This window comes from Methylobacterium sp. J-026, assembly GCF_022829585.1.
Classification (GTDB): domain Bacteria; phylum Pseudomonadota; class Alphaproteobacteria; order Rhizobiales; family Beijerinckiaceae; genus Methylobacterium.
The window spans coordinates 1-23,299 of record NZ_JAKSYC010000065.1; the positions used below are offsets into that span (position 1 = coordinate 1).

The 23,299-nt window shown below is 68.9% G+C and carries 29 protein-coding genes; 11 read left to right on the forward strand and 18 right to left on the reverse strand.

Features of this window, described 5'->3' with window-relative positions; translation table 11 throughout:
* Positions 1 to 276: 276 nt before the first annotated feature.
* Both MKK69_RS05295 and MKK69_RS05300 read left to right on the forward strand, forming a co-directional pair.
* Complete coding sequence (locus MKK69_RS05295; RefSeq protein WP_243966664.1) at positions 277 to 1,521, forward strand: cysteine desulfurase; 1,245 nt, start codon at positions 277 to 279, stop codon at positions 1,519 to 1,521.
* 52 nt (positions 1,522 to 1,573) lie between these two features.
* Positions 1,574 to 1,957 carry an SUF system Fe-S cluster assembly protein gene (locus MKK69_RS05300; protein ID WP_243966665.1) on the forward strand — a complete coding sequence of 128 codons (384 nt, stop codon included), beginning with the start codon at positions 1,574 to 1,576 and terminating at the stop codon, positions 1,955 to 1,957.
* A 59-nt stretch (positions 1,958 to 2,016) separates the two neighbouring features.
* Here the strand turns inward: MKK69_RS05300 and MKK69_RS05305 are convergent, their stop codons facing one another.
* Positions 2,017 to 2,238 (reverse strand): hypothetical protein, encoded by a 222-nt coding sequence (locus tag MKK69_RS05305; protein WP_243966666.1) that lies wholly within the window; start codon positions 2,236 to 2,238, stop codon positions 2,017 to 2,019.
* A gap of 271 nt (positions 2,239 to 2,509) precedes the next feature.
* On the opposite strand from MKK69_RS05305, the gene MKK69_RS05310 reads away from it, so the two are divergent.
* The 5 genes from MKK69_RS05310 to MKK69_RS05330 all read left to right on the forward strand — a co-directional run bounded on the left by MKK69_RS05310 (position 2,510) and on the right by MKK69_RS05330 (position 5,813).
* Positions 2,510 to 2,836 carry a hypothetical protein gene (locus MKK69_RS05310; protein ID WP_243966667.1) on the forward strand — a complete coding sequence of 109 codons (327 nt, stop codon included), beginning with the start codon at positions 2,510 to 2,512 and terminating at the stop codon, positions 2,834 to 2,836.
* Between the two features lie 312 nt (positions 2,837 to 3,148).
* Complete coding sequence (locus MKK69_RS05315; RefSeq protein ID WP_243966668.1) at positions 3,149 to 3,460, forward strand: hypothetical protein; 312 nt, start codon at positions 3,149 to 3,151, stop codon at positions 3,458 to 3,460.
* A 184-nt stretch (positions 3,461 to 3,644) separates the two neighbouring features.
* Positions 3,645 to 3,956, forward strand: coding sequence for a hypothetical protein (locus MKK69_RS05320; RefSeq protein ID WP_243966670.1), 312 nt, complete (start codon positions 3,645 to 3,647; stop codon positions 3,954 to 3,956).
* 145 nt (positions 3,957 to 4,101) lie between these two features.
* Entirely contained in the window at positions 4,102 to 5,037 is a 936-nt protein-coding gene (locus MKK69_RS05325; RefSeq protein WP_243966826.1) for an ABC transporter ATP-binding protein, read from the forward strand.
* 14 nt (positions 5,038 to 5,051) lie between these two features.
* Entirely contained in the window at positions 5,052 to 5,813 is a 762-nt protein-coding gene (locus MKK69_RS05330; protein ID WP_243966827.1) for an ABC transporter permease, read from the forward strand.
* Between the two features lie 4 nt (positions 5,814 to 5,817).
* Here the strand turns inward: MKK69_RS05330 and MKK69_RS05335 are convergent, their stop codons facing one another.
* A complete protein-coding gene (locus MKK69_RS05335; RefSeq protein ID WP_243966829.1) occupies positions 5,818 to 6,582 on the reverse strand; it encodes an alpha/beta fold hydrolase in 765 nt (254 codons plus the stop codon).
* Positions 6,583 to 6,698: 116 nt separating this feature from the next.
* On the opposite strand from MKK69_RS05335, the gene MKK69_RS05340 reads away from it, so the two are divergent.
* On the forward strand, positions 6,699 to 7,541 hold the full coding sequence (locus tag MKK69_RS05340) for an FkbM family methyltransferase (RefSeq protein ID WP_243966671.1): 843 nt from the start codon (positions 6,699 to 6,701) through the stop codon (positions 7,539 to 7,541).
* Positions 7,542 to 7,580: 39 nt separating this feature from the next.
* Here the strand turns inward: MKK69_RS05340 and MKK69_RS05345 are convergent, their stop codons facing one another.
* Positions 7,581 to 8,180, reverse strand: a complete 600-nt coding sequence (locus MKK69_RS05345) for a Uma2 family endonuclease (protein WP_243966672.1) — start codon at positions 8,178 to 8,180, stop codon at positions 7,581 to 7,583.
* 72 nt (positions 8,181 to 8,252) lie between these two features.
* Complete coding sequence (gene sfsA, locus MKK69_RS05350) at positions 8,253 to 8,966, reverse strand: DNA/RNA nuclease SfsA (protein ID WP_243966673.1); 714 nt, start codon at positions 8,964 to 8,966, stop codon at positions 8,253 to 8,255.
* Positions 8,967 to 9,043: 77 nt separating this feature from the next.
* Here sfsA and MKK69_RS05355 point away from each other — a divergent pair, with 77 nt between their 5' ends.
* Complete coding sequence (locus MKK69_RS05355; protein ID WP_243966674.1) at positions 9,044 to 9,784, forward strand: competence/damage-inducible protein A; 741 nt, start codon at positions 9,044 to 9,046, stop codon at positions 9,782 to 9,784.
* A 50-nt stretch (positions 9,785 to 9,834) separates the two neighbouring features.
* Complete coding sequence (locus tag MKK69_RS05360) at positions 9,835 to 10,704, forward strand: formate/nitrite transporter family protein (RefSeq protein ID WP_243966675.1); 870 nt, start codon at positions 9,835 to 9,837, stop codon at positions 10,702 to 10,704.
* A 22-nt stretch (positions 10,705 to 10,726) separates the two neighbouring features.
* Here MKK69_RS05360 and MKK69_RS05365 read toward each other — a convergent pair whose 3' ends face one another.
* The 8 genes from MKK69_RS05365 to MKK69_RS05400 form a co-directional block, all read right to left on the reverse strand.
* The gene (locus MKK69_RS05365; protein WP_243966676.1) at positions 10,727 to 12,007 is read right to left on the reverse strand and encodes an NAD(P)/FAD-dependent oxidoreductase; all 1,281 of its coding nucleotides are present in this window, start codon (positions 12,005 to 12,007) and stop codon (positions 10,727 to 10,729) included.
* A 232-nt stretch (positions 12,008 to 12,239) separates the two neighbouring features.
* The gene (locus MKK69_RS05370; RefSeq protein WP_243966830.1) at positions 12,240 to 12,725 is read right to left on the reverse strand and encodes an ATP F0F1 synthase subunit B; all 486 of its coding nucleotides are present in this window, start codon (positions 12,723 to 12,725) and stop codon (positions 12,240 to 12,242) included.
* A gap of 16 nt (positions 12,726 to 12,741) precedes the next feature.
* The gene (locus MKK69_RS05375) at positions 12,742 to 13,320 is read right to left on the reverse strand and encodes a F0F1 ATP synthase subunit B' (protein ID WP_243966677.1); all 579 of its coding nucleotides are present in this window, start codon (positions 13,318 to 13,320) and stop codon (positions 12,742 to 12,744) included.
* Between the two features lie 132 nt (positions 13,321 to 13,452).
* Positions 13,453 to 13,680 (reverse strand): F0F1 ATP synthase subunit C, encoded by a 228-nt coding sequence (locus MKK69_RS05380; RefSeq protein WP_007566773.1) that lies wholly within the window; start codon positions 13,678 to 13,680, stop codon positions 13,453 to 13,455.
* A gap of 74 nt (positions 13,681 to 13,754) precedes the next feature.
* Positions 13,755 to 14,510, reverse strand: coding sequence for a F0F1 ATP synthase subunit A (locus MKK69_RS05385; protein WP_243966679.1), 756 nt, complete (start codon positions 14,508 to 14,510; stop codon positions 13,755 to 13,757).
* A gap of 72 nt (positions 14,511 to 14,582) precedes the next feature.
* A complete protein-coding gene (locus tag MKK69_RS05390; RefSeq protein WP_243966680.1) occupies positions 14,583 to 14,957 on the reverse strand; it encodes an AtpZ/AtpI family protein in 375 nt (124 codons plus the stop codon).
* Between the two features lie 189 nt (positions 14,958 to 15,146).
* Positions 15,147 to 15,791 carry a DsbA family protein gene (locus tag MKK69_RS05395; protein ID WP_243966681.1) on the reverse strand — a complete coding sequence of 215 codons (645 nt, stop codon included), beginning with the start codon at positions 15,789 to 15,791 and terminating at the stop codon, positions 15,147 to 15,149.
* A gap of 90 nt (positions 15,792 to 15,881) precedes the next feature.
* Positions 15,882 to 16,364, reverse strand: a complete 483-nt coding sequence (locus MKK69_RS05400; RefSeq protein ID WP_243966682.1) for a DUF721 domain-containing protein — start codon at positions 16,362 to 16,364, stop codon at positions 15,882 to 15,884.
* A 139-nt stretch (positions 16,365 to 16,503) separates the two neighbouring features.
* On the opposite strand from MKK69_RS05400, the gene mutY reads away from it, so the two are divergent.
* Positions 16,504 to 17,832: an A/G-specific adenine glycosylase gene (gene mutY, locus MKK69_RS05405; protein ID WP_243966683.1), complete on the forward strand. Its 1,329-nt coding sequence runs from the start codon at positions 16,504 to 16,506 to the stop codon at positions 17,830 to 17,832.
* Between the two features lie 29 nt (positions 17,833 to 17,861).
* Here mutY and MKK69_RS05410 read toward each other — a convergent pair whose 3' ends face one another.
* From MKK69_RS05410 to mdcA, 6 genes are all read right to left on the reverse strand, one after another.
* On the reverse strand, positions 17,862 to 18,788 hold the full coding sequence (locus tag MKK69_RS05410; RefSeq protein WP_243966684.1) for an acyltransferase domain-containing protein: 927 nt from the start codon (positions 18,786 to 18,788) through the stop codon (positions 17,862 to 17,864).
* Positions 18,785 to 19,459 carry a malonate decarboxylase holo-[acyl-carrier-protein] synthase gene (mdcG, locus tag MKK69_RS05415; protein WP_243966685.1) on the reverse strand — a complete coding sequence of 225 codons (675 nt, stop codon included), beginning with the start codon at positions 19,457 to 19,459 and terminating at the stop codon, positions 18,785 to 18,787. The genes MKK69_RS05410 and mdcG overlap by 4 nt, the downstream gene beginning before the upstream one ends.
* Complete coding sequence (mdcE, locus tag MKK69_RS05420) at positions 19,452 to 20,168, reverse strand: biotin-independent malonate decarboxylase subunit gamma (RefSeq protein WP_243966686.1); 717 nt, start codon at positions 20,166 to 20,168, stop codon at positions 19,452 to 19,454. Before mdcE ends, mdcG begins: the two co-directional genes overlap by 8 nt.
* The gene (locus MKK69_RS05425; protein ID WP_243966687.1) at positions 20,155 to 21,084 is read right to left on the reverse strand and encodes a biotin-independent malonate decarboxylase subunit beta; all 930 of its coding nucleotides are present in this window, start codon (positions 21,082 to 21,084) and stop codon (positions 20,155 to 20,157) included. The genes mdcE and MKK69_RS05425 overlap by 14 nt, the downstream gene beginning before the upstream one ends.
* 2 nt (positions 21,085 to 21,086) lie before the next feature.
* The gene (gene mdcC / locus MKK69_RS05430; protein ID WP_243966688.1) at positions 21,087 to 21,395 is read right to left on the reverse strand and encodes a malonate decarboxylase acyl carrier protein; all 309 of its coding nucleotides are present in this window, start codon (positions 21,393 to 21,395) and stop codon (positions 21,087 to 21,089) included.
* 141 nt (positions 21,396 to 21,536) lie between these two features.
* A complete protein-coding gene (gene mdcA / locus MKK69_RS05435; RefSeq protein WP_243966689.1) occupies positions 21,537 to 23,183 on the reverse strand; it encodes a malonate decarboxylase subunit alpha in 1,647 nt (548 codons plus the stop codon).
* Positions 23,184 to 23,299: the final 116 nt, after the last annotated feature.

The window sequence follows — 23,299 nt, forward strand, 5'->3', positions numbered from 1 at the left end:
TGGAGGCGGTCACGCACGAGGGCGCCCGCGCGGCGCTGATCGGCGAGATCGAGGCCTGGCTGAAAGCGCGGGGCTGACTACACTCGACCCTCCCCCCTTTGCGGGGGAGGGTGCCGAACGGAGTGAGGCGGGAGAGGTGAGCGACGGTGCAGGATGGGGCGATGCCCTTCGCACGCGCAGATCTTTCCGGCGGCCGGGCTCCCCTCTCCCGACCCTCGCTGACGCGAGGGCCACCCTCCCCCACAGAGGGGGAGGGAGATCCGCGAGCGTGACCCGATGAACGCACACGTCCTCACCCCCACCTACGATGTCGCGGCGGTCCGGAAGGATTTCCCGATCCTGGCGCAGCAGGTCTACGGCAAACCGCTCGTGTATCTCGATAACGCCGCCTCGGCGCAGAAGCCGAAGGCCGTGATCGATGCGATGGTTTCCTGCATGGAGACCGGCTACGCCAACGTCCATCGCGGCCTGCACTACATGGCCAACGCCGCCACCGAAGGGTTCGAGGGCGCCCGCGAGACCACGCGGCAATTCCTCAACGCGGCGTCCACGGACGAGATCATCTTCACCCGCAACGCCACAGAGGCCTACAACCTCGTGGCCTCGTCCATGGGCTGGGGCGGCCTGATCGGGGAGGGGGACGAGATCATCCTCTCGATCATGGAGCACCACTCCAACATCGTGCCCTGGCACTTCCTGCGCGAACGCCGCGGCGCCGTGATCAAGTGGGCGCCGGTGGACGATGAGGGCAACTTCCTGGTCGAGGAATACGAGAAGCTGTTCTCACCCCGCACCAAGATGGTGGCGATCACCCACATGTCGAACGTGCTCGGCACCGTGACGCCGGCCGCCGAGATCGTGCGCATCGCCCATGCCCACGGCGTACCGGTCCTCCTGGACGGGGCGCAGAGCGCGGTGCACCAGCCCGTCGATGTGCAGGCGCTCGACTGCGACTTCTTCGTGTTCACCGGCCACAAGGTCTACGGTCCGACCGGGATCGGCGTGCTCTACGGCAAGAAAGAGTGGCTGGAGCGCCTGCCGCCCTACCAGGGCGGCGGCGAGATGATCCGGACGGTGAGCGCGGATTCGGTCACCTACAACGACCCGCCGCACAAGTTCGAGGCCGGGACGCCGGCGATCATCGAGGCGGTCGGCCTCGGGGCGGCGCTGGAATACATGATGACCATCGGGCGTGACGCCATCGCGGCGCACGAGGCCAAGCTCACCGCCTACGCACAGGAGCGGCTCGGGGCGATGAATTCTGTGCGCCTGATCGGTACCGCCGCCGGCAAGGGCGGTGTGATCGCCTTCGAGATGAAGGGCGCGCATGCCCACGATATCGCCACGGTGATCGACCGGCAGGGCGTCGCGGTGAGGGCCGGAACGCATTGCGCGATGCCGTTGCTGACGCGCTTCGGCGTCACCTCGACCTGCCGCGCCTCGTTCGGCCTCTACAACACCACCGCCGAGATCGACACACTTGTCGAGGCGCTCGGCAAAGCAGAGATGTTGTTCAGATGACGATCTGCGATAAGGCGGGTTGCGACCGTGTGGGCCCGGGGAGAGTGAAACGATGAGCACCGACGCCACCATCACGGGCGGCATGAACGCCCCGGACGTCGCGGGCGCTTCCGCGATCCCGCCGGCGGAGATGGACCGCCTGACCGATGACATCGTGGCCGCGCTGAAGAGCGTCTACGATCCCGAAATCCCGGCGGACATCTACGAACTCGGTCTGATCTACAAGGTCGATATCGGCGACGACCGGAAGGTCGCCATCGATATGACGCTGACCGCACCCGGCTGCCCGGTGGCGGGCGAGATGCCCGGATGGGTTGAGAACGCCGTGAGCGCCGTGCCGGGTGTCCAGTCCTGCGCGGTCACCATGGTGTTCGACCCGCCGTGGGATCAGAGCCGCATGTCGGACGAGGCCCGCGTCGCCCTCGACATGTGGTAGGCCCACCCGAGCGCATCGCATTATTCCGAACGCCTGCAGCAAACGTTCGGGACGATGCATCAGGGGATCGCGCGTGCCGGCTCGAAGGCGATAGCGTCGTAGATATCGGCAAGGGCCAGCCGGGCGCTGATCTCGGGGAGGTCGATGATGTCTCTGGTCGATTCGTAGGGTTCTGCTGCCGGATCGGCTTCGATCCGCCGGTACAGCAATACGCTTGCGAACCGCGCCTCGACCAGGCGGATGCCGTTTGTACTCGTCGCGCTGGCGGATCCGGTCGACACTGCCGGTCGAGGGCGACAGAATCTCTACGATGAGGCGGGGGCGCGGGTCTCATGCTTCCGACGGACATCCGCGTTCGTGAAGCCTGAGCGCGCGGACGATACCGTGACCGCGCGACGGAACACAACGCGAAGCCGTGCCACGCCGCGGGTACGAGCCGGCCGCAAACTGCGGCGATCTACGTAGCCGTTAAGCCCCCACTAACCATAGCGGCGCAGACCGGAACGTGCCGCCACGGGAGCGGTCTCTTCCCCACGCGCTCGGTGAAATCGAATGGCTTCGGGCTACGTGATCGCGGCCGTGTTGGAGGCGGCGGGCTTGATCGGGCTCGCGATCGCCCTCGTCACGATGCGGGCGGAACGGCGGGCCAAGGCCGCCGAATTGCGAAGCTTCCTGCGGTCGGGTCAGAGCGCGTCATCGGCCTTCGACACGGCCGGCTCGTACCGCCAGACCGACTCCGGTACGCGCGTCATTGCCATTCCCTACACGTCGAAACGCCGTGACGGCGTTCCCGCCCCCGAGACGGCGGCCCGCTCGGCCCTTGGGCGGGCGATCCAGCAATTCCGCACCGACATCCCCGTGCCGGTCAGCGCAGGATGATGTCGAGGCCGCTGCCGAACAGCACGACGACGCTGAGCGTCAGCATGAATTTCAGATCTTCGAGACGGGCGCTCATGGTCGATCCTCTCCGATCGGCGGCTGCATCGCCGCCCGGCCATCGCATTACCAACTCATTAACGGAATTTCCGCGAGTCCTTTCAGCTTCTGTTAGGGATTTACGGACGCTTTCCATTCGGTAAGGTTAGTTCTTGGTTAAGAAGCGCGGCGCTTCGGCTCAACCGGCTTAAGGCCGGAGGGACGGCTTGCCGGTGTGGCAGAGCACCGGCGCATGCGCTCAGAAAGGCCTCGATCATGGACGAGCGACGGAGCGGCGCCCTCGCGAGGACGGTCGACTGGGTGTTCAGGAACCGAAGCACCGGGGCGATCACGGTCGCGCAATGGCCGAACCTGCCGCTCTGGCTGTTCGGCGGGTTCTCCCTGGCGGCGTGGTGGGCGCAGGCGAATCCGTCCCTGGCGCCGTGGCTCTCGTTCGGCGCGGACCTCGCCCTGGCGTGGTGGGCGCTCGACGAACTCCTGCGCGGCGTCAATCCGTGGCGTAGATTCCTCGGAGCCGCCACCCTCGTCGGCCTCGTCGCGCTCATCACGCTTCGGCGATCAGCTTAGATACAGCACGATCCGCTCGATTGCAGAACAAATCGGTGAATACGCATTCGTCATGTTGTAATACTTGTTCGACGGTCACCGACGGAACGAACCGGATCGCCTAGACATGACATTCCGAGCGCGATGCGCAGTTTGCGACCCGGCAGAAACATAACGGTAGGTTGCACCGGCGGGAATTTTGTGAATGGTCGCGCCGGGCGTCGGCGCGAGCGCCCGGTCGAGGGTCGGTGTTGAAGCCATCATGACGGAAGCAGGGGGATGCGATCAGATGGGCGCCGCTTCGTCCACTGACGAGCGGGCGCGGCTGCTGGCCCAGATCGCTGAGGCCTTGCAGATCCCCGTCTCGACCTTTCGCCTCAGGAACGCCGGCGATGCGCTGCGCAACGGACCGGCCGCGACGGAATGCGCAGCGCTGTTGGCCGCCTTCTCCCGAATCGACGATCCGGATCGGCGCGCGAAGTGCCTTTTGATGGTCGAGGGTTTCAGCGAGCGCTGACGCCCCGCGCGCTCGGCCGTGCGCCGGCGCACACAGGAACGGTCCGGGACGGGGACGCGGCGTGCTATAGCGCCGACCTCTCAGAGCCGGCTCGAAGCCGCGGCAAGGCCGCCGGCGCTGGACTGCCCCCCGTTCCGCTCAGGCCCTGATGCCAATCATCTCCATTTCGAAGCTGTCAAAGACCTACACGTCGGGGTTCAAGGCTCTGCGCGACATCGACCTCGCCATCGAGCGGGGGGAGATCTTCGCGCTCCTCGGCCCGAACGGCGCCGGCAAATCGACCCTGATCAATATCGTCTGCGGCATCGTCACGCCGAGTTCCGGCACGGTGCTGATCGATGGTCACGACATCGCGGGTGACTACCGCGCCGCGCGCCGGGCGATCGGGCTCGTGCCGCAGGAATTGACCACCGACGCGTTCGAGACGGTGCTGAACACGGTGAGCTTCTCCCGCGGCCTGTTCGGGATGCGACCCGACCCGGGCCATATCGAGCGGATCCTGCGGGCCTTGTCCCTGTGGGACAAGCGCGACAGCCGCCTGATGACCTTGTCCGGCGGGATGAAGCGCCGGGTGCTGATCGCCAAGGCCCTGTCGCACGAGCCCCGGATCCTGTTCCTCGACGAGCCTACGGCGGGCGTCGATGTCGAGCTACGCCAGGACATGTGGGGCCTCGTGCGCGACCTGCGCCAGCAGGGCGTCACCGTCATCCTCACCACCCACTACATCGAGGAAGCCGAGGAGATGGCCGACCGTATCGGGGTGATCCGCCGGGGTGAGATCATCCTGGTGGAGGAGAAGGCCGCGCTGATGCAGAAGCTCGGGCGCAAGCGCCTCACCCTGCACCTCCAGCAGCCGATCGAGACGGTCCCACCGGAACTCGCCGATCACGGGCTGGCGCTGTCCGGCGATGGCCGCGAACTGGTCTACACCTACGACACCCGGGCTGGGCGGACGGGGATCACCGGTCTGCTCACCGGGCTCGCCGCAGCGGGCATCCGCTTCAACGACCTGCATACCGAGCAGAGTTCGCTGGAGGATATCTTCGTCGGCCTCGTGCGCGAGGAAGGAGCCCCGGCATGAACGGATCGCACAGCATGAATTGGCCGGCGGTCCGTGCCATCTACCGGTTCGAGATGGGCCGGTTCTGGCGCACCGCCGGGCAGAGCATCCTCGCTCCGGTCATCTCCACCACCCTGTATTTCGTTGTCTTCGGCGCCGCGATTGGCTCCCGGGTCTCGGCGGTCGACGGCGTTCCCTACGGGCTGTTCATCGTGCCCGGGCTGATCATGCTCTCGCTGCTGACCCAGAGCATCGCGAACGCCTCGTTCGGCATCTACTTTCCGCGCTTCGCCGGGACGATCTACGAGATCCTGTCGGCGCCGATCTCGCCGCTGGAGGTGGTGCTCGGCTTCGTCGGCGCGGCGGCGTCCAAGTCGATCCTGATCGGTCTGATCATCCTGGCGACTTCGGCCTTGTTCGTGCCGCTGCGGATCGACCATCCCCTCTGGATGATCGGCTTCCTGCTGCTCACCGCGGTGACGTTCAGCCTGTTCGGCTTCGTGATCGGCCTCTGGGCGGATGGGTTCGAGAAGCTGCAGCTGGTTCCGCTCCTCGTGGTGACGCCGCTGACCTTCCTGGGCGGGAGCTTCTACGCCATCGGCATGCTGCCGCCGTTCTGGCACGCGGTGAGCCTGCTCAATCCGGTGGTCTACCTGATCAGCGGCTTCCGCTGGGCCTTCTTCGGCAAGGGGGATGTCAGCATCGCGATCAGCCTGGGCATGACCGCGTTGTTCCTGGTCATCTGCCTCGGGCTCGTCGCCTACATCTTCCGCACCGGCTACCGGCTGAAGAGCTGAACCGTTAGGGCTGCGCCGCCAGGAAAGCCAGCACACCGTCCCGGTGCGGCTTGGCGCCGACCGCGGCGGAGTGGTCCTTGCCCTCGATCTCGAGCGCCCGCGCGTCCGGCATCAGCGCAGCCAGAGCCGGGCCGGAGCCCGCAACGGTATCGAGGGTCCCGACCGAGACCAGCACCGGTACCTCGATCTGCGCGAGTTCCGCCCGGCTGAGCGTCTGGCGCGAGCCGCGCATGCAGGCGGCCAAGGCCCGCAGGTCGCTCCGGGTCTGTTCGGCGAAGATGCGGAAGGCCGCGGCTGTCGGGTTCGGAGCCGGCGTCCCGGCGGGGGCCTCGAGCGCCTCGGCGATGCCGGAGGGCAGCCCCTTGCCCTCGACGAGGTGCATCCCGAGCCCGCCGATCAGCGCCGAGCGGACCCGGTCCGCGTGGTCCAGGGCGATATGGGCGGTGATCCGGCCACCCATCGAGTAGCCCATCACGTGGGCGCGTGCGATGCCGAGATGGTCGAGCAGCCGCACCGCGTCGCCCGCCATCGCCTCCGAGCTGTAGGCGGCCGAGTCGTAGAGCTTCTCGCTCTCGCCGTGACCGCGATTGTCCAGGGCGATCGCCCGGTAGCCGGCCTGGGTCAGGGACTTCACCCACTGCGTGTTGACCCAGTTGACCGCGTGGTTCGATGCGAAGCCGTGGATCAGAAGGATCGGCTGCCCGGCCCCCTGAGTCGGCGGAACGTCGATATAGGCGATCCGCACGCCGTCGGAATTGAAGGATTCCATGCCGCGCAACCCGTGCTCCTCAAGCTCGGCCACGGCTTAGACCACGCGGCCACGCCGGGGCAACGCGGATCGCGCCGCTTGCCGGGCAGGACGCCGGCTGGCAAACCGCCCCGGTCATGATGGACACGCAGCCTTACGGCACCTACGAACCGGCCGGCCTCGTAGCGGCGATCACCCGCCGGACGAACCGGATCCCGGCCCAATCCTGGTATGGGCGGCGCCTCGCGCTGTTCCTCCGCCGCATCGCGATCGCGCGCCTCGGCGGCAAACCCCTCGATGTGACCCGCTACGGCGCACGGATGCGGCTGCACCCGTACAACAACAATTGCGAGAAGAAGGTGCTGTTCACGCCGCAATTCTTCGATCCCGAGGAGCGTGCGCTCCTGCAGGAGCGTCTACCGAAGGATTGCGTGTTCCTCGATATCGGCGCCAATATCGGCGCCTATGCCCTGTGCGTGGCCGCGTTCTCCGGGCCGGCCGCGCGGATCGTCGCCGTCGAGCCGCAGCCCGACGTGTTCGACCGCCTGACCTACAACATCGCCCAGAATCCGTTCCACACCGTCAAGGCGGTCGCGTGCGCGGTCGCCGACAAGGCCGGCGAGTTGACCCTGTTCATCGATCCGAGGAACCGCGGTGAGTCGAGCCTGCGCATCGTCGGCACGAACGAGGGCGCCCGGATCACCGTGCCGGCGGTGACGCTCCTCGACCTCCTGCGCAGAGAGGGGCTGTCGCGGGTGGACGCCGTCAAGCTCGACGTGGAGGGTGCCGAGGATCTGATCCTGGAGCCATTCCTGCGCGAGGCCCCGGAGCCGCTGCTGCCGCGCATCCTGCTGATCGAGAACGGCACCGGGCAGTGGCAGCTCGACCTGCCGCAGCACCTGAAGGGCTACGGCTACCGCGAGATCGCGCGGTCGCGGCTGAACCTGATGTTCGAACGCGCGGGCGGTAGGACACTATAAGATCCCGCTCACGCGGTCCGAAGAGCTGCGATCCTGGCGTTAAGGCCATCGCTGCGGGTCTAGATGCGTATCGGCGTAGATTTCGACCACGCGGCAGATCGGGCCGAGATCCCCAAGCAGGATGGTCTCGTCGGCGGTCGAGAGGGTGCGGACCGCCCACGCCGACGCATCGACTCGCTCGTGAACCGTCACGGCCATCTTGTCCTGATCCGCAACCACGATGAAACGGTTGTGCGGATGAGCCCGATAGAAGGTAATCTTATTCGCCAGGATCCTGCCACGATCACTGCCCGAGGGCACCTCCATCACGAGGTAGAAGCGATCCGCGAAGCTGCGCTCCGTGTCGGTGCGGGCGTCGATGACCGTGACCTCGGGTTCAGGCCGGTAAGTCGCTGTGTCCGACACCTCAATGCCGATCTCGCGGTCGGCCCGCCATTCGGGCCGAATGTGCCGGAGCACGGCATTCAGATGCCGCTCGAAATTGCTTGCGATCCGCTGGTGCGCAATCCTCGGGGCGGGTGATTGCACCGGATCACCGTCGATAAGCTCCCAGCGCTCGTGAAGCGGGCGCGTCTCGAGGAAGGCGCGGAAAGCGGCCACGTCCAGGAAACGGTATGCCAACTGCGCAGAGTCTGCCATCGGGCTGCGTCGGATCCACGGCGGTCAGACATAGACGCTAGCACATTCCCGCCGCGCGAGCGACGAACGGCGTCAGGGCGGCGTGATGACCGGGATCTCGTCGGCGATCGTCACGCCCTTCGGCCCGACGGCGCAGCGATAGGCGCGGACAGCCACGCCAGCCGCCCGCGCATCGCGGAAAGCGCGATCGAACACCGGATCGATGTCGCGGGCGACGTCGAACGCCTCCGCCTGCATCTGGACCACGATCACGACGAGGGCTCGGCCCCCCTCCGTCACCACCTGGGCGAGGTCCCGCATGTGCCGTGCGCTGCGGGCGGCCTTACAGTCGGGGAACTCCGCGAGCCCCGCTCGGCGCATCAGGTGGCAGTTCTTCACCTCCACGTGGCACGGACCGCCCGCCGCGCCGCTCGCCAGGAAGTCGACCCGGCTCGCCTGGGCGTAGCGAACCTCCGGCCTGAGCGTGTCGTGACCTTCGAGGGCCGCGATGGCGCCCGACCGGAAGGCCTCGGCGACGAGGGCGTTCGGGCGCAACGTGTTGAGGCCGACCCATTGCCGCCCGCCCGGCAGGTCGGCCTCCACGAGTTCCCAGGTCAGCGGCAGCTTCCGCGCCGGATTGCCCGAGCGAGAGAGCAGCACGCGCGCGCCGGGCGTGTTGAGACCGAGCATCGCGCCCGGGTTCGGGCAATGCGCGGTGACGAGCCCCTCGTCGGTCTCGATATCGGCCAGGAAGCGTTTGTAGCGCTGGACGAGCCGTCCCGGCAGGAGCGGCGCGGCGAACTGCATCGGATCCTCGGGGTTTGCGTAGTCTCAGGCGGCCGTTGCGCTATCTGCCTGCGAGACCCGCCCGACACCAGAGTTCCATGACCCAGCCTTCCGATTCCGTCACCGCCGCGATCCTCGTCATCGGCGACGAGATTCTCTCGGGTCGCACCAAGGACAAAAATATCGGCACCATCGCCGATTTCCTCACCGCCGCCGGCATCGACCTGCGCGAGGTGCGGATCGTGCCCGACGAGGCCGCCATGATCGTCGAGGCGGTGAACGCGCTCCGAAGCCGTTACACCTACCTGTTCACCACCGGCGGGATCGGGCCGACCCATGACGACATCACCGCCAATTGCGTGGCCGAGGCCTTCGGCGTCGGGATCGACATCGACGAACGTGCCCGGGCCATGCTGCTGGAGCGGCACAAACTGGAGGATCTGAACGAAGCGCGCCTGCGCATGGCGCGGATCCCGTTCGGCGCCGATCTGATCGCCAACCCGGTTTCCAAGGCGCCGGGCTTCCGCATCGGCAATGTCCACGTGATGGCGGGCGTGCCGGGCATCATGCAGGCCATGCTCGACGCGGTCGCCCCGACCCTGACGGGCGGGACCGCGATGATCTCCGAGACGATCGAGGCGGCCGGCCTGCCCGAGGGCAGCTACGCGGGCGAACTCGGTGCCATCGCCAAGGCGCGCCCCACGGTCGCCATCGGGTCGTATCCGGCCATGACGCCGGAGGGGTTCCGCAACCGGATCGTGGTGCGCAGCCGGGATCCGGACGCGCTCGCCGAGGCGCGGGGCGCGGTTGAGGCCCTGCTGGCGCGGCTGTCGGCCTGAACGAAAGTCGGGCCTCCGATCGGATCGAGTAGCGTAGCGAGGCTGAGCGGATGGTGCGGGACAAGAACAAGCGGGCCGATCAGGCGGCCCGCCGGGACGAATTGCTCAAGGAAGTCTCCGAGATCGGACGGCCGGATGCCTACGTCTTGCACGAGGTGATCCGCCTCGAAGGCGACGAGGAATTGCGGCGGCAGGGTCTCGCGCTGTTCCTGTCCGCCTTCTCAGCCGGCCTCAGCATCGCCCTGTCGCTGATCGTGCCGGGCGTGCTGCGCAGCCACCTGCCGGACACCGACTGGGCGAAGATCGTCAGCTCGATGGGCTACGCGGTCGGATTCCTTGTCGTCGTCCTGGGCCGGCAGCAGCTCTTCACCGAGAACACCATCACGCCGATTCTTCCGCTGCTGCACGACCGATCGGTGAAGACGGCCCAACGGGTGGTGCGGCTCTGGCTGATCGTCCTATCCGGCAATATCCTCGGCACGCTGGCTATCGCAACAGTCATCGCCCATTCCGGCGCGTTCGAGCCGCCGGTGCTCAAGGCCTTCGCCGAGATCAGCCACGACGCCATCGCGCACGACTTCTGGGCGACCTTCGTGAAGGCGATCTTCGCCGGCTGGATGGTTGCCCTGATGGTCTGGTTCCTCCCGGCCACCGGCAGCGCGGCGCCCTTCGTGATCCTGCTGATGACCTGGCTCGTGGCGCTCTGCAGCCTGGCGCACATCGTCGCCGGCTCCGTGGAGGCCTTCTATCTCGTCGTCACCGGTGCGGCCTCCATGGGCGATTACGGGATGAAATTCTTCCTGCCGACCCTGTTGGGCAACGCCTTCGGAGGGGCGACCCTGGTGGCGGTGCTCAATTACGGGCAGGTGGCGCCGGAGGTCGAGGAGACGAAGGCGGTCGAGGGCGAGCGTCCTGACTGACGCTTGACGTGGGCGGCCCGGCTCAGTCGAGGCGGACGGTTGGGCTGATCAGGCGGTCGAGATCATCGAGGAGCCATGTCAGGGTCCCGCGCAGCGGCCCGTAGAGGCCGATCTGGTGCTGGCGATACAGCAGGTCGTGGGTCAGCCGCGCGGAGAGCCCGTTCAGGCGACCGCCGCCGAACGTGTAGCGGCCCAGCGTACCCCACCCGTTGAAATCGGCCAGCGAGACGATGGCGCCCTTCTCGACGTAGTGGAACGGCGGAAGCTCCGCCGCGACCGCGTCACTGCGGGCCAGCGCGCGGCCGAGATGGCGGGCGAGATGCTGGGCCATCTGCCGCGCAGCCTGAGCGGTCGCCGGGACAGGCTTGCCGGAGCGCGGGTCGCTGAGGCTCGCGCAGTCACCCAGCGCGATGATGGCTGGATCGCGGGTCGTACGCAGGTCGGGGCCGACGATGAGTTGCCCGGTCCGCGAGCGGTCCAGACCATCGAGGCTGGCGAGCACGTCCGGCGCCTTCACACCCGCCGCCCAGACTTTCAGCCCCGCCGGGATGTGGGACCCGTCCTTCAACGAGAAGCCGGCGGCATCCGCCCCCGTGACCATCGCGTTCGTCTGCACCGCGACGCCGAGATCCGAAAGGGTGCGGGCGGCCGCCCGCGAGACCGCCTCGGGAAACGCGGGCAGCAGGCGCGGGCCACTCTCGATCAGTGTCAGGCGCAGGCGCTCCGGAAGATCCGGCGAGCCGTAGGCCGAGAGCAGGTTGATGGCGTGCTTCAGCTCGGCGGCCAGCTCGACCCCGGTGGCGCCCCCGCCCACGATGGCGATCCCCAGCATCCCGCCGCGATCGAGCCGCGCCAGCAAATGACGCCGCAGTTGGGTGTGGAACTGCTCGGCCTCGGTCAGATCGTCGATGGTCAGGCAGTGCTCGGCCACCCCCGGCGTACCGAAATCGTTGGCACGGCTGCCGATGGCAAGGACGAGCAGGTCGTAGGCAAGATCGACCTGCGGGTGCCCGTCCGCAGCCTCGACGGCCAAGCGTGCGCGCCGCGACCGCAGGTCGATGCCGACCAGGGCCCCGGGCTGAAAGCGGAAGCCGTTGCGGCGGGCCTGGGCGAAGAAATCCACCTTCTGCCGGTCGACCCGGGCCGTCCCGGCCGCGAAGGTGTGCAGCATCGGCTTCCAAACGTGGGACAGGCTGCGGTCGGCCAAGGTCACGTCTGCGTGGCCGCCCCGCCCGAGGCTGGTGGCAACCTCGATGCCGGCGACGCCGCCACCGATGATCACGATCCGCGCCCGATCCGTCATGATGTCTCCGCGTTCACACGGGTCGGGAACGCGGTCACCGTCGCCGATGTTCGCGCCAAGCGGCGTCGTTCCTCATCGTGCGCGCAGCGGGGCGACCCGACGAAGCGCTCCACGTCCCGGTACACGCGGCGCCCCGGGGATTGGTTCGCTCACGATCGCAAAGAGATCGGTGGTCGTAAAATGAAAAAGCCGCCCGGAGGCGGCTTCTCGAAAACGCGTTGCCGGGACTGGATCAGGACCGCAGACGAGTCCGGACCTCGCCGAGGCTCGCGCGGATCAAGCCCTGCGCGGCCTCGCCCTGCATCCGCTCCCGCAGGATCGTCTCCGATACCTTCACGGCGGCTTCCGCCGCAGCGGCGCGAACCTGGGCCTCGGCCTGCGCCTCGGCTTGGGCGATCTTGGTCTCGGCGGCCTTCGTGCGCCGGGCCAGGAAGTCGTCGAGCTTGCGGTGACCCTCCTCGGCGGCGCGCTCGGCCTCCTCGCGGGCGCTGGCGACGATCGACTCGGCCTCCTTCTCGGCCTCGGCGCGGCGGCGCATGTAGTCGGCCAACACGGCGGCCGCCTCCTCGCGCAGGCGCTTGGCCTCGTCGAGCTCGTGACGGACGCGGTTGGCGCGGCCGTCCAGGCCCTTGGTCATCGCGGTGAAGCCGCCGACCTTCCAGGCGATGCCCACGAAGATCACGAATGCGACGGCGACCCAGAATTCGGCTTCGAGCAGCATCGGGGGGTTCCGTCTAGTGTGCGGTGGCGTCGAGGGCGCGGTCGAGGCTGGCCCGGTCCGGGGCCTGACCCGTCAGGCGCTCGACGATCGCCGTCGCGGCCTCCCCCGCGATGGAACGGACGTTGCCCATCGCGGACTCGGTCCGGGCGCGGATCGTCGTCTCGGCGGCGGCGATCTTCCCGTTGAGCTCCTGCTCCAACGCCTTGCGCTTGGTCTCGGCCTCGGCAGCCAGCGTGTTGCGGGTGGTCTGCGCGATGTCACGGGCCTTGCCCTGGGCATCCCGGAGAGCCGTCTCGAAGGCCACGCCGGCGGCATCCGCCTCGGTCTTCATCGCCTGGGCCTGATCCAGATCGGCACGCAGGCGCTGGGCACGGGCGTGCAGGATCGACTGGATCCGCGGCAGCGCGACCTTGTCCATCAGGTAGTAGAGGAGGCCGAAGGCCAGGGCGAGCCAGATCAGCTGCGCCAGATAGCCGGAGGTCTCGAAGGGCGGAAAGGCGCCGGTATGCGCCTCCGTGTGCTCGACGTGGCCCGGCACGATCTGCGTGTCGTTGCCCGGAGGCGGCGTGGTGAGGGGATTGGGCTGCGCCATGAGACCGCTACACTGACACCGTTCGCTGAGGCCACCGCCGGGGCGGTGACGGACCAGGGCGGACACCCATTGAGAGCGTCCACCCGTTCACCGGCCGGAGGTCGCGGTCAACCGCGGCCTCCGGCGCGCCGATCAGACGGCGAAGAGCAGCAGCAGCGCGATCAGCAGCGAGAAGATGCCGAGCGCCTCGGTGAGGGCGAAGCCCAGGAGCAGGGTGGCGCGCTGGCCGTCGGCCGCGGACGGGTTGCGAAGGGCGCCGGCGAGGAACTGACCGAACAGGTTGCCGAGGCCGATGCCCGCACCCGCCATGCCAAGGCAGGCGAGGCCGGCGCCGATGTACTTCGCAGCGACGGGATCCATGGTAACTCCTGAGGTCTCTTCAGATCGAAACGTGCGGTGACGTTCGCGGCGGGTGGAGCGGCCGGGTCTAGGGTCTAGTGGCCGGGGTGAAGGGCATCGTTGAGGTAGATCGCCGTCAGCGTCGCGAAGACGTAGGCCTGAAGCGCCGCAACGAGGAACTCGAGAGCGGTCAGCGCGATCGTCAGGAACAGCGGAAGCGGCGATAGCACGCTCCAGGCGCCCGCGAGAAGAAGCTGGACCACGAAGAACGCGAAGATCTTCATCGCGATGTGGCCGGCCAGCATGTTGGCGAACAGACGCACCGACAGGCTGATCGGACGCGAGATGAACGAGATGATTTCGATCGGCACCAGGATCGCCAACAGCGGCTTCGGCACGCCCGACGGCACGAACAGGCCGAAGAAGTGGGTGCCGTGCTTCATCACGCCGAAGATCACCACGGTGCTAATCACCAGGGCGGCGAGGCCGAAGGTGATGATCAGGTGGCTTGTGACCGCGAAGGCGTAGGGGATCATCCCGAACAGGTTCAGGATGAGAACGAACATGAACAGCGAGAATACGAGCGGCATGAAGCGCTTGCCGCCGTCGCCGGTCGCCTGGTGGAGCGTGTCGGCGATGAATTCGTAGAATACCTCGGCCAGCGACTGCATCCGGCCCGGAACGATCGAGCGCGAGGCGGTCGCCACGATCGTGATCAGCGCGATGACGCCGACGGCGGCGAACATGTACAGGGCGGATTGCGTGAACGCGAGCTGCTGATGGCCGATATGGCCGAGCGACACGAGTGGCTTCAGCTCGAACTGCTCGATCGGGTCGATCGTGACCGCCATTCCCGCTCCCACCCCTCTTGTCCGGCGCGCCGACGCAGTCGGCCGCCTCACATTTCCTCAGACCGGCGCGCCTTATGGCTCCTGCCGGTCGCGTCGCCCAGGACGCGCGCCGGCGAAACCCGACACCCGCATCACGTTGTAGACCCCCGCGACGAACCCAAGCATCAGAAGGACGATCATGCCCCAGGGTTTGGTCCCGAAGACATGATCGACGATCCAGCCGAGTATGCCCCCCGCGATCACGCCGGCGACGAACTCGGTCGAGAGCGTCATGGCCTGGCCCAGCGAGGACGATCCGCCGTTCCGAGGTCGCGTGGAAGGATCGGCAGTGGCCTGCGGCCGCTTCCGTTCGATCTGCGTCTCGAGACGTCTGAGCCTCGCGGAGAGGTCGCTGTCCGTCGGCGTCCCCTCGGTCCCGTTCCCATCCCGTGCGTCGTCGCCGTTCACGGCTTAAAACTCACAGGGCGGGAGGATCCGGGGCCGGCTGGACGCCCCCAGCAAGCGGGCCGCACCATAGTTTCGCCTACCTTGGGTGTCAAGGCGAAGCCCATTCACCATAAGCCATTGAATTTTAACTGGTATTCCAGTCCCGGCGATCCCGTCGGTACAGCGCTTCCGGCGAGGTCGACCGAACGATCAGGCCCCCAGGATCGGCTTGATCACCTTCTCCATGCCCTCGACCGTCATCTCGCCGGTGTAGCGCTCGCCGTTGATGAAGAAGGTCGGTGTCGAGTCGACCTTGAACACGTCGAGCCCGCGCTGCTTCACGGCATTGACCGCGGCGTAGACCTTCTGGTCCTTCAGGCAGGCCTCGAAGGTCTGCTTGCTGTAGCCGGCCTGGCGGAGCATCTGCTCCAGCGCATCCACCGGCTTCGGCGTGAAGGCCCAGCCCGCCTGCTGATCGAACAGCAGATCGGTGATCGGGTAGTACTTCGCCTCACCCTCGCACCGCGCCAGCATGAAGGCCGCGGTGGCGAGCGGATCGAGGGGGAACTCGCGGAGCGTGAAGCGCACCTTGCCGGTGTCGATGTAGCGTTCCTTCAGCACCGGCCAGGTGGTGCGGTGGAAGGCGGCGCAGTGCGAGCAGGTCATCGAGGCGTATTCGATGATCGTACATTTGGCGTCCGGCGGGCCGAGCCAGACATCGCCGAGGGGACCCGGCTGAAGCAGCGCGGCCGTCTCGGCATTCTGTGCCAGGGCGCCGCGGGAGAGAGAGGGCAGGGCGAGGCCGGCGCCGAGGGCGAGGCCGGAGAACTTCAGAGCGTCGCGTCGCGTCGTCATCGGGCTGGCTCCGCCGGAATGATCAATCTTGGCGTCCCGATGCGGGTAACCGGGCGCGACCGTCCTGGCAAGGTGACCGATTCGCTCCGATCACCGCTCCGGACGCGTGGCCACGGCCGCGGTGCCGAGGCGGTCGAGGGCGGCGCGCAGCTTGTCGTCGGCGATGCCCGCCACCGCCTTCTGCACCTCGACGGCCCGGGCCGGATCGACGTGGGCACGCGGCGCCGTCCGGCCGCCGCGGCCGACCCGGTCCTGCTGCAGCACGATCCGCGACACGCAGGCCCAGCCGTAATGCGCGTTGATGCGCTGGATCACCACCGGGGCCAGGTGCTGGAGTTCGATGGCGAAGACACCCTCGACGCGTACCACCAACGTGCCGGAATCCGGCGCCTCGGAGCCCGTGCGGCGGCGCTTGGGCCATTCGAGCTTGGACGGCCGGCAGTAGCGGGCGAGCCGCTCGCCGACGATCTCCGGCCAGGCGGCCAGGATGTCGGTCGACGCGAAGCCCTGCGCGGCGAAGGCCGGGCCGATGCAACCCTCGATCAGCTCGGCCAGCGGTTTGACGCGCGCCATGGTGGTTTCGGCTCCGCCCCTGTGGATCCGGAAACAGTACAGCAGGATGGTTGACGAAGGGAGCATGCGGCCGCGCCGTCGCCGCCCTATGATCGCCGCGCCCCTCCGGCTATGCAGCGCGGTCCCTCTCGACCTGCCCATGCCAGCCCGCACAGAAACGGAACCCGGACCCAGCGCCGCCGACCTGCTCGCCTGGTATGACCGGCACCGCCGGGTCCTGCCCTGGCGCGCGCTGGCGGGCACAATGCCCGACCCCTATCGGGTCTGGCTGTCCGAAGTGATGCTGCAGCAGACCACGATCGCGGCCGTGCGGCCGTATTTCGAGCGCTTCCTCACGCGCTTCCCCGACGTCTTCGCCCTCGCGGCCGCCCCCGAGGAGGCGGTCATGTCAGCCTGGGCCGGGCTCGGCTACTATTCCCGCGCCCGCAATCTCCACGCCTGTGCGAAGGCGGTGGCGGCCGCCGAGGGGCGCTTTCCCGATACCGCCGAGGGCCTGCGCCGGCTTCCGGGGATCGGCGCCTACACCGCCGGGGCGATCGCCGCGATCGCCTTCGGGCGTCCCGAGGCCGCCGTCGACGGCAATGTCGAGCGGGTGCTGAGCCGGGCCTACGCGATCGAGGCGCCGCTGCCGGGGAGCCGACCGGAGATCCGCCGGCTGACGCAGGCCCTGGTCCCGCCGGACAGGCCCGGCGACTTCGCCCAGGCGCTCATGGATCTCGGGGCGACGATCTGCACACCCAAGCGCCCCGCCTGCGCCCTCTGCCCCTGGATGCGGCCCTGCCACGCCCGGGCCCAGGGCACCCAGGAGACGTTCCCGCACAAGATCCGGGTCGCCAAGGGGGCGTTGCGCCGCGGTGCCGCCTTCGTGGCGATCCGCAGCGGCGACGAGGCGGTTCTGCTGCGGACGCGGGCGCCGGAGGGTCTGCTCGGCAACATGGCCGAACCGCCGGGCAGCGCCTGGGATCCGGATTACGACGTGGCCGCCGCCCTGCTGGACGCCCCCCTCGACGCCCGCTGGCGGCGCCTGCCGGGCCTCGTGCGCCACGGCTTCACGCATTTCCCCCTGGAACTGACCGTGTTCTCGGCCCGGGTGGCACTCTCGACACCGATTCCGGCCGGGATGCGGTTCACGCCGCGCGCCGCCCTCGACGATGAGCCGCTGCCGGGGTTGATGCGGAAGGTCCTGGCCCACGCCTTCGACCCGAAGCCGGAGCCCGAGAAGAAGCCGCGGGGGCGCCCGAAGAAGGAGCCGCCGCCGATGCCGCTGCTCGCGGCGATCGAGCCGCCGATCTCGATGCCGGATCCCCCGCCACGCCCGCTCGTGCGGGCGGTCCCCAAGCCGCAGCCGAAACCGGCGCCCGCGCCGCCCCCGGATGCGGACGATCTCCCGGAGGACGCGGATGAGCCGCCGGCGACGGTGCGGCCGAAGCCGCCGGCGCATCGGACCCGATCGGCGTGGAAGCGCTGACGCCGCGTTCGGGAAGCCGCGAGCTGGCGTCAGGGACGCGCCAGCCAATCGCCGACGCCCGTCAGCGAACGAAATTCCTCCAGCGCGTGGACCCGGGCGGCCGGGAGCGCGGACCGGGCCATCGTGGCGAGGGCGTGCCCGGGACCGAGTTCCAGAACCCGGTCGGCGCCGTATTCGCGGCAGGCCTCCAGGCAGGCGGCCCAGTCGATGGTCCGCGAGATCTGCGCCGCCAGCTTGTCCAACCCGTCCGCGGCCCGGAAGACGGCCGCGCCGTCGAGCCCGCTCAGGAGCCGCGGCGCGCCGGGGGGCGGGCGGTGCGGGGTGGTCCCGGCGAGAGCGCCCCGGAATGCATCCGTCGCCCCCGCCAGCAGGGGCGTATGCGAGGGCGTATGGACCGGCAGGACCACCGCCCGCTGCGCCCCATGCTGGCTGGCGTCCCGGCAGAGCGCTTCGAGGGCGTCCCGCGCTCCGCCGACCACCCCGCTATCCGCGGCGTTGCGGATGGCGAGATGGCAACCGTGCCCGGCCGCGAGGGCGGCCAGCGTGTCGAGCCCCAGGCCCCGGATCCCCGCCAGCCCGAAACCGGCTCCCGTGACGGCGTCCATGGCCTCCGCCCGCTCGGCCGCGAGTCTCAGCACGTCGGCCGCATCGAGCCGCCCGGCGACGCCCCAGGCCGCGAGATCGCCGATGCTGTAGCCCGCCACGACGGTACGGCCCGCCGCGGCGGTGCCCAGCGTCCGCCAGCCGGTGAGCGCGGACACGCAGCACAGGATCTGACCGGTCCGGTTTCCGTGCAGGGCGTCGCCGCCGGTCCGGACGAGGTCGCGCGGGTCGATGCCCCCGAGGAGGGGCGTAGCGGCGGCGAAGATTTCCTGCGCCGCAGGGTGGTCGGCCGTCAGGTCGAACATGCCCGGGTGCTGGCCGCCCTGGCCGGACAGGAGGATGGCGAGGGTCATGCGGTCGGCGGTTCGCGCATTGGGCCGACGGGTCTGAGGCAAACCCGATCGCGGCTCTTGGCCAGCACCGACCCGCCTTCGGGGGCATCGTGCAACTCGCGCCAGTGCAGGCCGGCTCCGTCGGGCAGCAGGATCTCGCCGTCGATGCGCATCGGCGCCGCCCTTGCGATGGCGTCGAGTCCGGCGAGCAGACCGGTCGGCACCGGCACCGGACAGGACCAGAGCAGATCGAGGTCGGACGTCGCGCTCAGGTAGGTCAGGCCGGTGACGGCCTGCCAGAGCAGCGCACCGAACGGGCGCGGAGCGATACCGTGGCGGTGCCCAAGCGCGACCAGCGCGGTGACGGTCTGGCCCCAGGCCGCAGGCGCGTGCTCGGCAACGTCCGCCAGGCCGGGGGCCGTCATCGGCGTCAGCGCGTCCATGGGCAGTGCGAGACCGATCCGGCGCTTGCCATCGGATGGCGGCATCGGCACGCCCAGGGGGACGGCGTCGCCCGTCTCCCCCGGTAGGCGCCGCCGCACGATCAGCGGGCGGCTCGCCTCGGCCCAGCGGCCGAGATGCGGATGGCCGGCGAGGTCGGATCGGGTCCCGAGCCACGCTGCCCAGGCCGCCGGATCGGCCCGGACGAGGTCGTGGCGGCGGAGGCCCTTAGCCGAGACGGTCTCAGTCAAGGCGGGCCTGATCGACCACCGCCCGTGCGACGTCGCGCGCCACCGGACGGCCGCCGCGCTCCGCGCCGAGGCGGTCGCGGAGGTCGCCCGGCTGGATCCCGGCGACGAGGTCGCGGATCTGCCCGTCCAGGGGCCTGTCCGGATCGAGGACGACGTGGACGGCGCCGGTGGCCACCATGTTGTCGAGCCCGGGCGCGAAGACGGGGGTCGATTTCGCCATCTCCTCGAGCCGGTCCAGGGGCAGCTTGGTCACCCGGGCCACCGACGGCAGGTCCATCACGCTCGGGTTCGCCCCGGGCAGCGCGGCCAGCACCCGCGTCGCCAGGGCGGTGGCGATGAAGGCGCCCGCCGCCGAGTGCCCGTAGATCAGCCCGACGGTCGGGTGGCCCGAAAGGTCCGCCAGCAGCAGCGCTTTGGCGAGGTGGGCGAGGCATTCGTTCAGCCCAAGAAGTTCGTCCCGGCGGCTCATGCGCTGGCTGTCTGAATCGACCGCCACCAGGATCGGCGCCTTGTCGCCGGCCCGGACGGCATCGAGCACGGCCCGCGACAGGGTGAGCGCCCCGTCGACGCCCAGCGGGGTATCGCCGTCGATGCCGACGACCGTGGCCTGCCCCCCGGCGAAGGGCCCGGTTCCACGCACCAGCCCGTCCTCGACCGTGACGGAATGCCCATCCGGGAACAGGGAGCCGAGGATCTCAGCGAGCGTCATGGTCGGCCTCCCTGATCCGGGTCACGATCTGGTCGAAGGCGTCCGTATCCATCGCCGGCACCGCCTCCGGGTCGTTGACGCCGAGCCGGCTCCAGATCTCCGTCGCATCGCGGCAATCGCCGAAGCGCGCGATCCGGTCCTGGAGCCGGGCCTGCTCGGCCTCCAGGGTCGCGAGGTCGAAGGCCGGCGCCCGGCCGATCAGGTCCAGCGCCGCCCGCCGGAAGGCCGCGACGGTGTCGGCGCAGAAGGCGTCGGCGCCTCCGGTCAGCCGGCGGTGCTTGCCGCCCATGGTGCGCCAGACGAGCGCCCGGTCGCGGGAATCGAACTCCTCGGCGCCCTTGTTGGTCTCGATCACCTCCGGACCTGACACCGAGATGCGACCGCCCTCGGAGACCGCGAGCCGTGAACAGGTGCCGGCGATGAGGCCACCGCCGCCGTAGCAGCCGGCCCGGCCGCCGATCAGCCCGATCACTGGGATGCCCGCCGCGCGGACCTCGATGATCGCCCGCATCGTCTCGGCGATGGCGGTCTCGCCGGCATTGGCCTCCTGAAGCCGCACGCCGCCGGTGTCGAACAGGATCAGCACCGCCCGGGGCTTCAGGTCGAGGGCTGCGCGCAGCAGGCCGACCAGCTTGGCGCCGTGGACCTCGCCGAAGGCGCCGCCCATGAACCGGCCCTCCTGGGCGGCGATCAGGACCGGGTCGCCGTCGAGGGTGGCGCGGGCGACCACGATGCCGTCGTCGAAGGCGCGGGGCAGGTCGAACAGCGGCAGGTGCGGGCTCATCCGCCGCTCGGTGGGCGGCAGGAACTCGCGGACGCTTCCCGGATCGGCGAGCGCGACCACGCGCTGGCGGGCGGTGGCCTCGTACCAGCTCAGGGCGTCCGGATCGGTGCTCGCCGCGCGGTCGACAGCCATGGTCAGGCCTCCATCAGCCGGGCGCCCTGGAGCAGGCGCAGGAACACGGTGTCGGGGCGGGCGCCGCCATCGTTGATGCTGATGCGGATCCCGCCGGGCTGGGCCCGCGCGACGAAATCCGCCACCACCGCCTCCCAGACGTCGCCGTAGCCGGCGATGGGCGTCGCGATGGCGATCTCGCAGGCATCCGGCGGCAGCACGCGCTCCAGCAGGATCTCCAGGTTGCCGGAGGCAACCACGCCGGTGATCGCGCTCGGCACCGCGCCGGGCAGCGGTCTCTTCGTGCTGTGGCGGAAGGTCAGGGATTCCATCCGACGGTTCCTTGAAAGGCGCCTCTCCCCACCCCGTGGGGAGGAGGTGGGGGTGGTGCGAGATGAGTTGCTGCGGTGCCTTCTGCACCCCCCATCCCTGGCCCCTCCCCACAAGGGGGAGGGGAAATTTCGCAATGCAATCTACCAGTTCCGGAACTTCGCCGGAGGCTCGTAGAGCCCGCCCGACCAATGCACCAAGTCCTTGATTGACTTCGCGGCGAGCAGCGCCCGGTCGGCGTCGAGGGGTTCGATGCCGAGATCCTCGGGGCGGCGGATGATGCCCCGGGCACGCAAAGCCTCGACCTTTGTTCGATCGCGGCCGCGGCCGACCTCCGTGTAGCCCGCGACCCCGCGGATCGCCTGCTCGCGCTCGTCGGCGTCCCGGCAGAGCAGGAGGTTGGCGATGCCCTCTTCCGTGACGATGTGGGTGACGTCGTCGCCGTAGATCATCACCGGCGCGAGTTCGAGACCGATCTTCCTGGCGAGTTCCAGGGCGTCGAGCTTCTCTACGAAGGTCGGAACCAGCTTCTCCCCAAACGTCTCGACCAGCTGGACCACCAGCTTGCGCCCGCGCATCAGGGCCGGATCGCCCACGATCTGGCCCTCGCGCCCCGCCTTCATCCAAGGATCGGAGGGATGGCGGCGTCCGTGCGGGTCGGACCCCATGTTGGGCGCGCCGCCGAATCCGGCGACCCGCGACTGGGTCACCGTGGAGGAATGGCCCATCAGGTCGATCTGGAGGGTCGCGCCGATGAACATGTCGCAGGCGTAGAGCCCGGCCGTCTGGCAGAAGGCCCGGTTCGATCGCAGGGAGCCGTCGGGGCCGGTGAAGAAGATGTCCGGCCGCGCGCGGATGTAGCGGTCCATACCGACTTCCGAGCCGAAGCAGTGGACTTGGCTGACCCAGCCCGACTCGATCGCCGGGATCAGGGTCGGGTGCGGATTGAGCGCCCAGTGGGTGGCGATCTTGCCCTTGAGGCCGAGCTTCTCGCCGTAGGTCGGCAACAGCAGCTCGATGGCCGCCGTCCCGAACCCGATCCCATGGTTGAGCCGGCGGATGCCGTATTCCGCATAGATTCCCTTGATCGCCATCATGGCGATCAGGATCTGCGTCTCCGTCATGGCGGCCGGGTCGCGGGTGAACAGCGGCTCGACGTAGAACGGTGTGTCGGCCTCGACAACGAAGTCGATCCGGTCGCCCGGGATGTCGACCCGCGGGACCTTCTCCACGATCTCGTTCACCTGCGCGACCACGACGCCGTTCTTGAAGGCGGTCGCCTCGACGACGGTGGGCGTGTCCTCGGTGTTCGGGCCCGTATAGAGATTGCCGTCCCGGTCGGCCGAGACGCCGGCGATCAGCGCCACGTTGGGCGTGAGGTCGATGAAGTAGCGGGCGAACAGTTCGAGATAGGTGTGGACCGCCCCGAGCTCGATCTGCCCGCCGTAGAGCATCTTGGCGATGCGCCCACCCTGCGGGCCGGAATACGAGTAGTCGAGCCGCTTGGCGATCCCAGTCTCGAACACGTCGAGATGCTCCGGAAGCACGATGCCCGACTGCACCATGTGCAGATCGTGAATCCTGTCCGGGTCGCAGGCACTCAGCCCCCGGGCGAGACAATCGGCCTGCTTCTGATTATCGCCCTCGAGGCAGACCCGGTCCCCCGGCCGCAGGATCGCTTCCAGGAGTTGGACGACGGCGGCGGCCGGCACGACCTTGCCGTCGGCATGGGCACGACCCGCCTGAAGGCGGGCGTCCCGGGCCTCCCTCTCACCGCGCCACTCGGTCATCCGTGCGCCCTCAAGACGTTCTCCAACCCCATCTAGACCGGCAGGCGGTATTTTCAAACCGGTTTCGATCACGGTTTCGTATACGGGATTGCCGAAGTGTCAATATCCTGCATACT

Bases quoted from the DNA above. Each gene is read 5' to 3' on its own strand.
- MKK69_RS05400 (WP_243966682.1), bottom strand. From the start codon at position 16,364: ATGGCGCGCGTCAAACCGCTGGCCGAGCTGATCGAGGGTTGCATCGGC.
- MKK69_RS05330 (WP_243966827.1), top strand. From the start codon at position 5,052: ATGAATTGGCCGGCGGTCCGTGCCATCTACCGGTTCGAGATGGGCCGG.
- MKK69_RS05355 (WP_243966674.1), top strand. From the start codon at position 9,044: ATGACCCAGCCTTCCGATTCCGTCACCGCCGCGATCCTCGTCATCGGC.
- MKK69_RS05315 (WP_243966668.1), top strand. From the start codon at position 3,149: ATGGACGAGCGACGGAGCGGCGCCCTCGCGAGGACGGTCGACTGGGTG.
- MKK69_RS05410 (WP_243966684.1), bottom strand. From the start codon at position 18,788: ATGACCCTCGCCATCCTCCTGTCCGGCCAGGGCGGCCAGCACCCGGGC.
- MKK69_RS05310 (WP_243966667.1), top strand. From the start codon at position 2,510: ATGGCTTCGGGCTACGTGATCGCGGCCGTGTTGGAGGCGGCGGGCTTG.
- MKK69_RS05320 (WP_243966670.1), top strand. From the start codon at position 3,645: ATGGTCGCGCCGGGCGTCGGCGCGAGCGCCCGGTCGAGGGTCGGTGTT.
- MKK69_RS05360 (WP_243966675.1), top strand. From the start codon at position 9,835: ATGGTGCGGGACAAGAACAAGCGGGCCGATCAGGCGGCCCGCCGGGAC.
- MKK69_RS05375 (WP_243966677.1), bottom strand. From the start codon at position 13,320: ATGGCGCAGCCCAATCCCCTCACCACGCCGCCTCCGGGCAACGACACG.
- MKK69_RS05365 (WP_243966676.1), bottom strand. From the start codon at position 12,007: ATGACGGATCGGGCGCGGATCGTGATCATCGGTGGCGGCGTCGCCGGC.
- mutY (WP_243966683.1), top strand. From the start codon at position 16,504: ATGCCAGCCCGCACAGAAACGGAACCCGGACCCAGCGCCGCCGACCTG.
- MKK69_RS05335 (WP_243966829.1), bottom strand. From the start codon at position 6,582: ATGGAATCCTTCAATTCCGACGGCGTGCGGATCGCCTATATCGACGTT.
- MKK69_RS05395 (WP_243966681.1), bottom strand. From the start codon at position 15,791: ATGACGACGCGACGCGACGCTCTGAAGTTCTCCGGCCTCGCCCTCGGC.
- MKK69_RS05345 (WP_243966672.1), bottom strand. From the start codon at position 8,180: ATGGCAGACTCTGCGCAGTTGGCATACCGTTTCCTGGACGTGGCCGCT.
- sfsA (WP_243966673.1), bottom strand. From the start codon at position 8,966: ATGCAGTTCGCCGCGCCGCTCCTGCCGGGACGGCTCGTCCAGCGCTAC.
- mdcA (WP_243966689.1), bottom strand. From the start codon at position 23,183: ATGACCGAGTGGCGCGGTGAGAGGGAGGCCCGGGACGCCCGCCTTCAG.
- MKK69_RS05340 (WP_243966671.1), top strand. From the start codon at position 6,699: ATGATGGACACGCAGCCTTACGGCACCTACGAACCGGCCGGCCTCGTA.
- MKK69_RS05300 (WP_243966665.1), top strand. From the start codon at position 1,574: ATGAGCACCGACGCCACCATCACGGGCGGCATGAACGCCCCGGACGTC.
- MKK69_RS05295 (WP_243966664.1), top strand. From the start codon at position 277: ATGAACGCACACGTCCTCACCCCCACCTACGATGTCGCGGCGGTCCGG.
- mdcE (WP_243966686.1), bottom strand. From the start codon at position 20,168: ATGACGCTCGCTGAGATCCTCGGCTCCCTGTTCCCGGATGGGCATTCC.
- MKK69_RS05425 (WP_243966687.1), bottom strand. From the start codon at position 21,084: ATGGCTGTCGACCGCGCGGCGAGCACCGATCCGGACGCCCTGAGCTGG.
- MKK69_RS05380 (WP_007566773.1), bottom strand. From the start codon at position 13,680: ATGGATCCCGTCGCTGCGAAGTACATCGGCGCCGGCCTCGCCTGCCTT.
- MKK69_RS05385 (WP_243966679.1), bottom strand. From the start codon at position 14,510: ATGGCGGTCACGATCGACCCGATCGAGCAGTTCGAGCTGAAGCCACTC.
- mdcC (WP_243966688.1), bottom strand. From the start codon at position 21,395: ATGGAATCCCTGACCTTCCGCCACAGCACGAAGAGACCGCTGCCCGGC.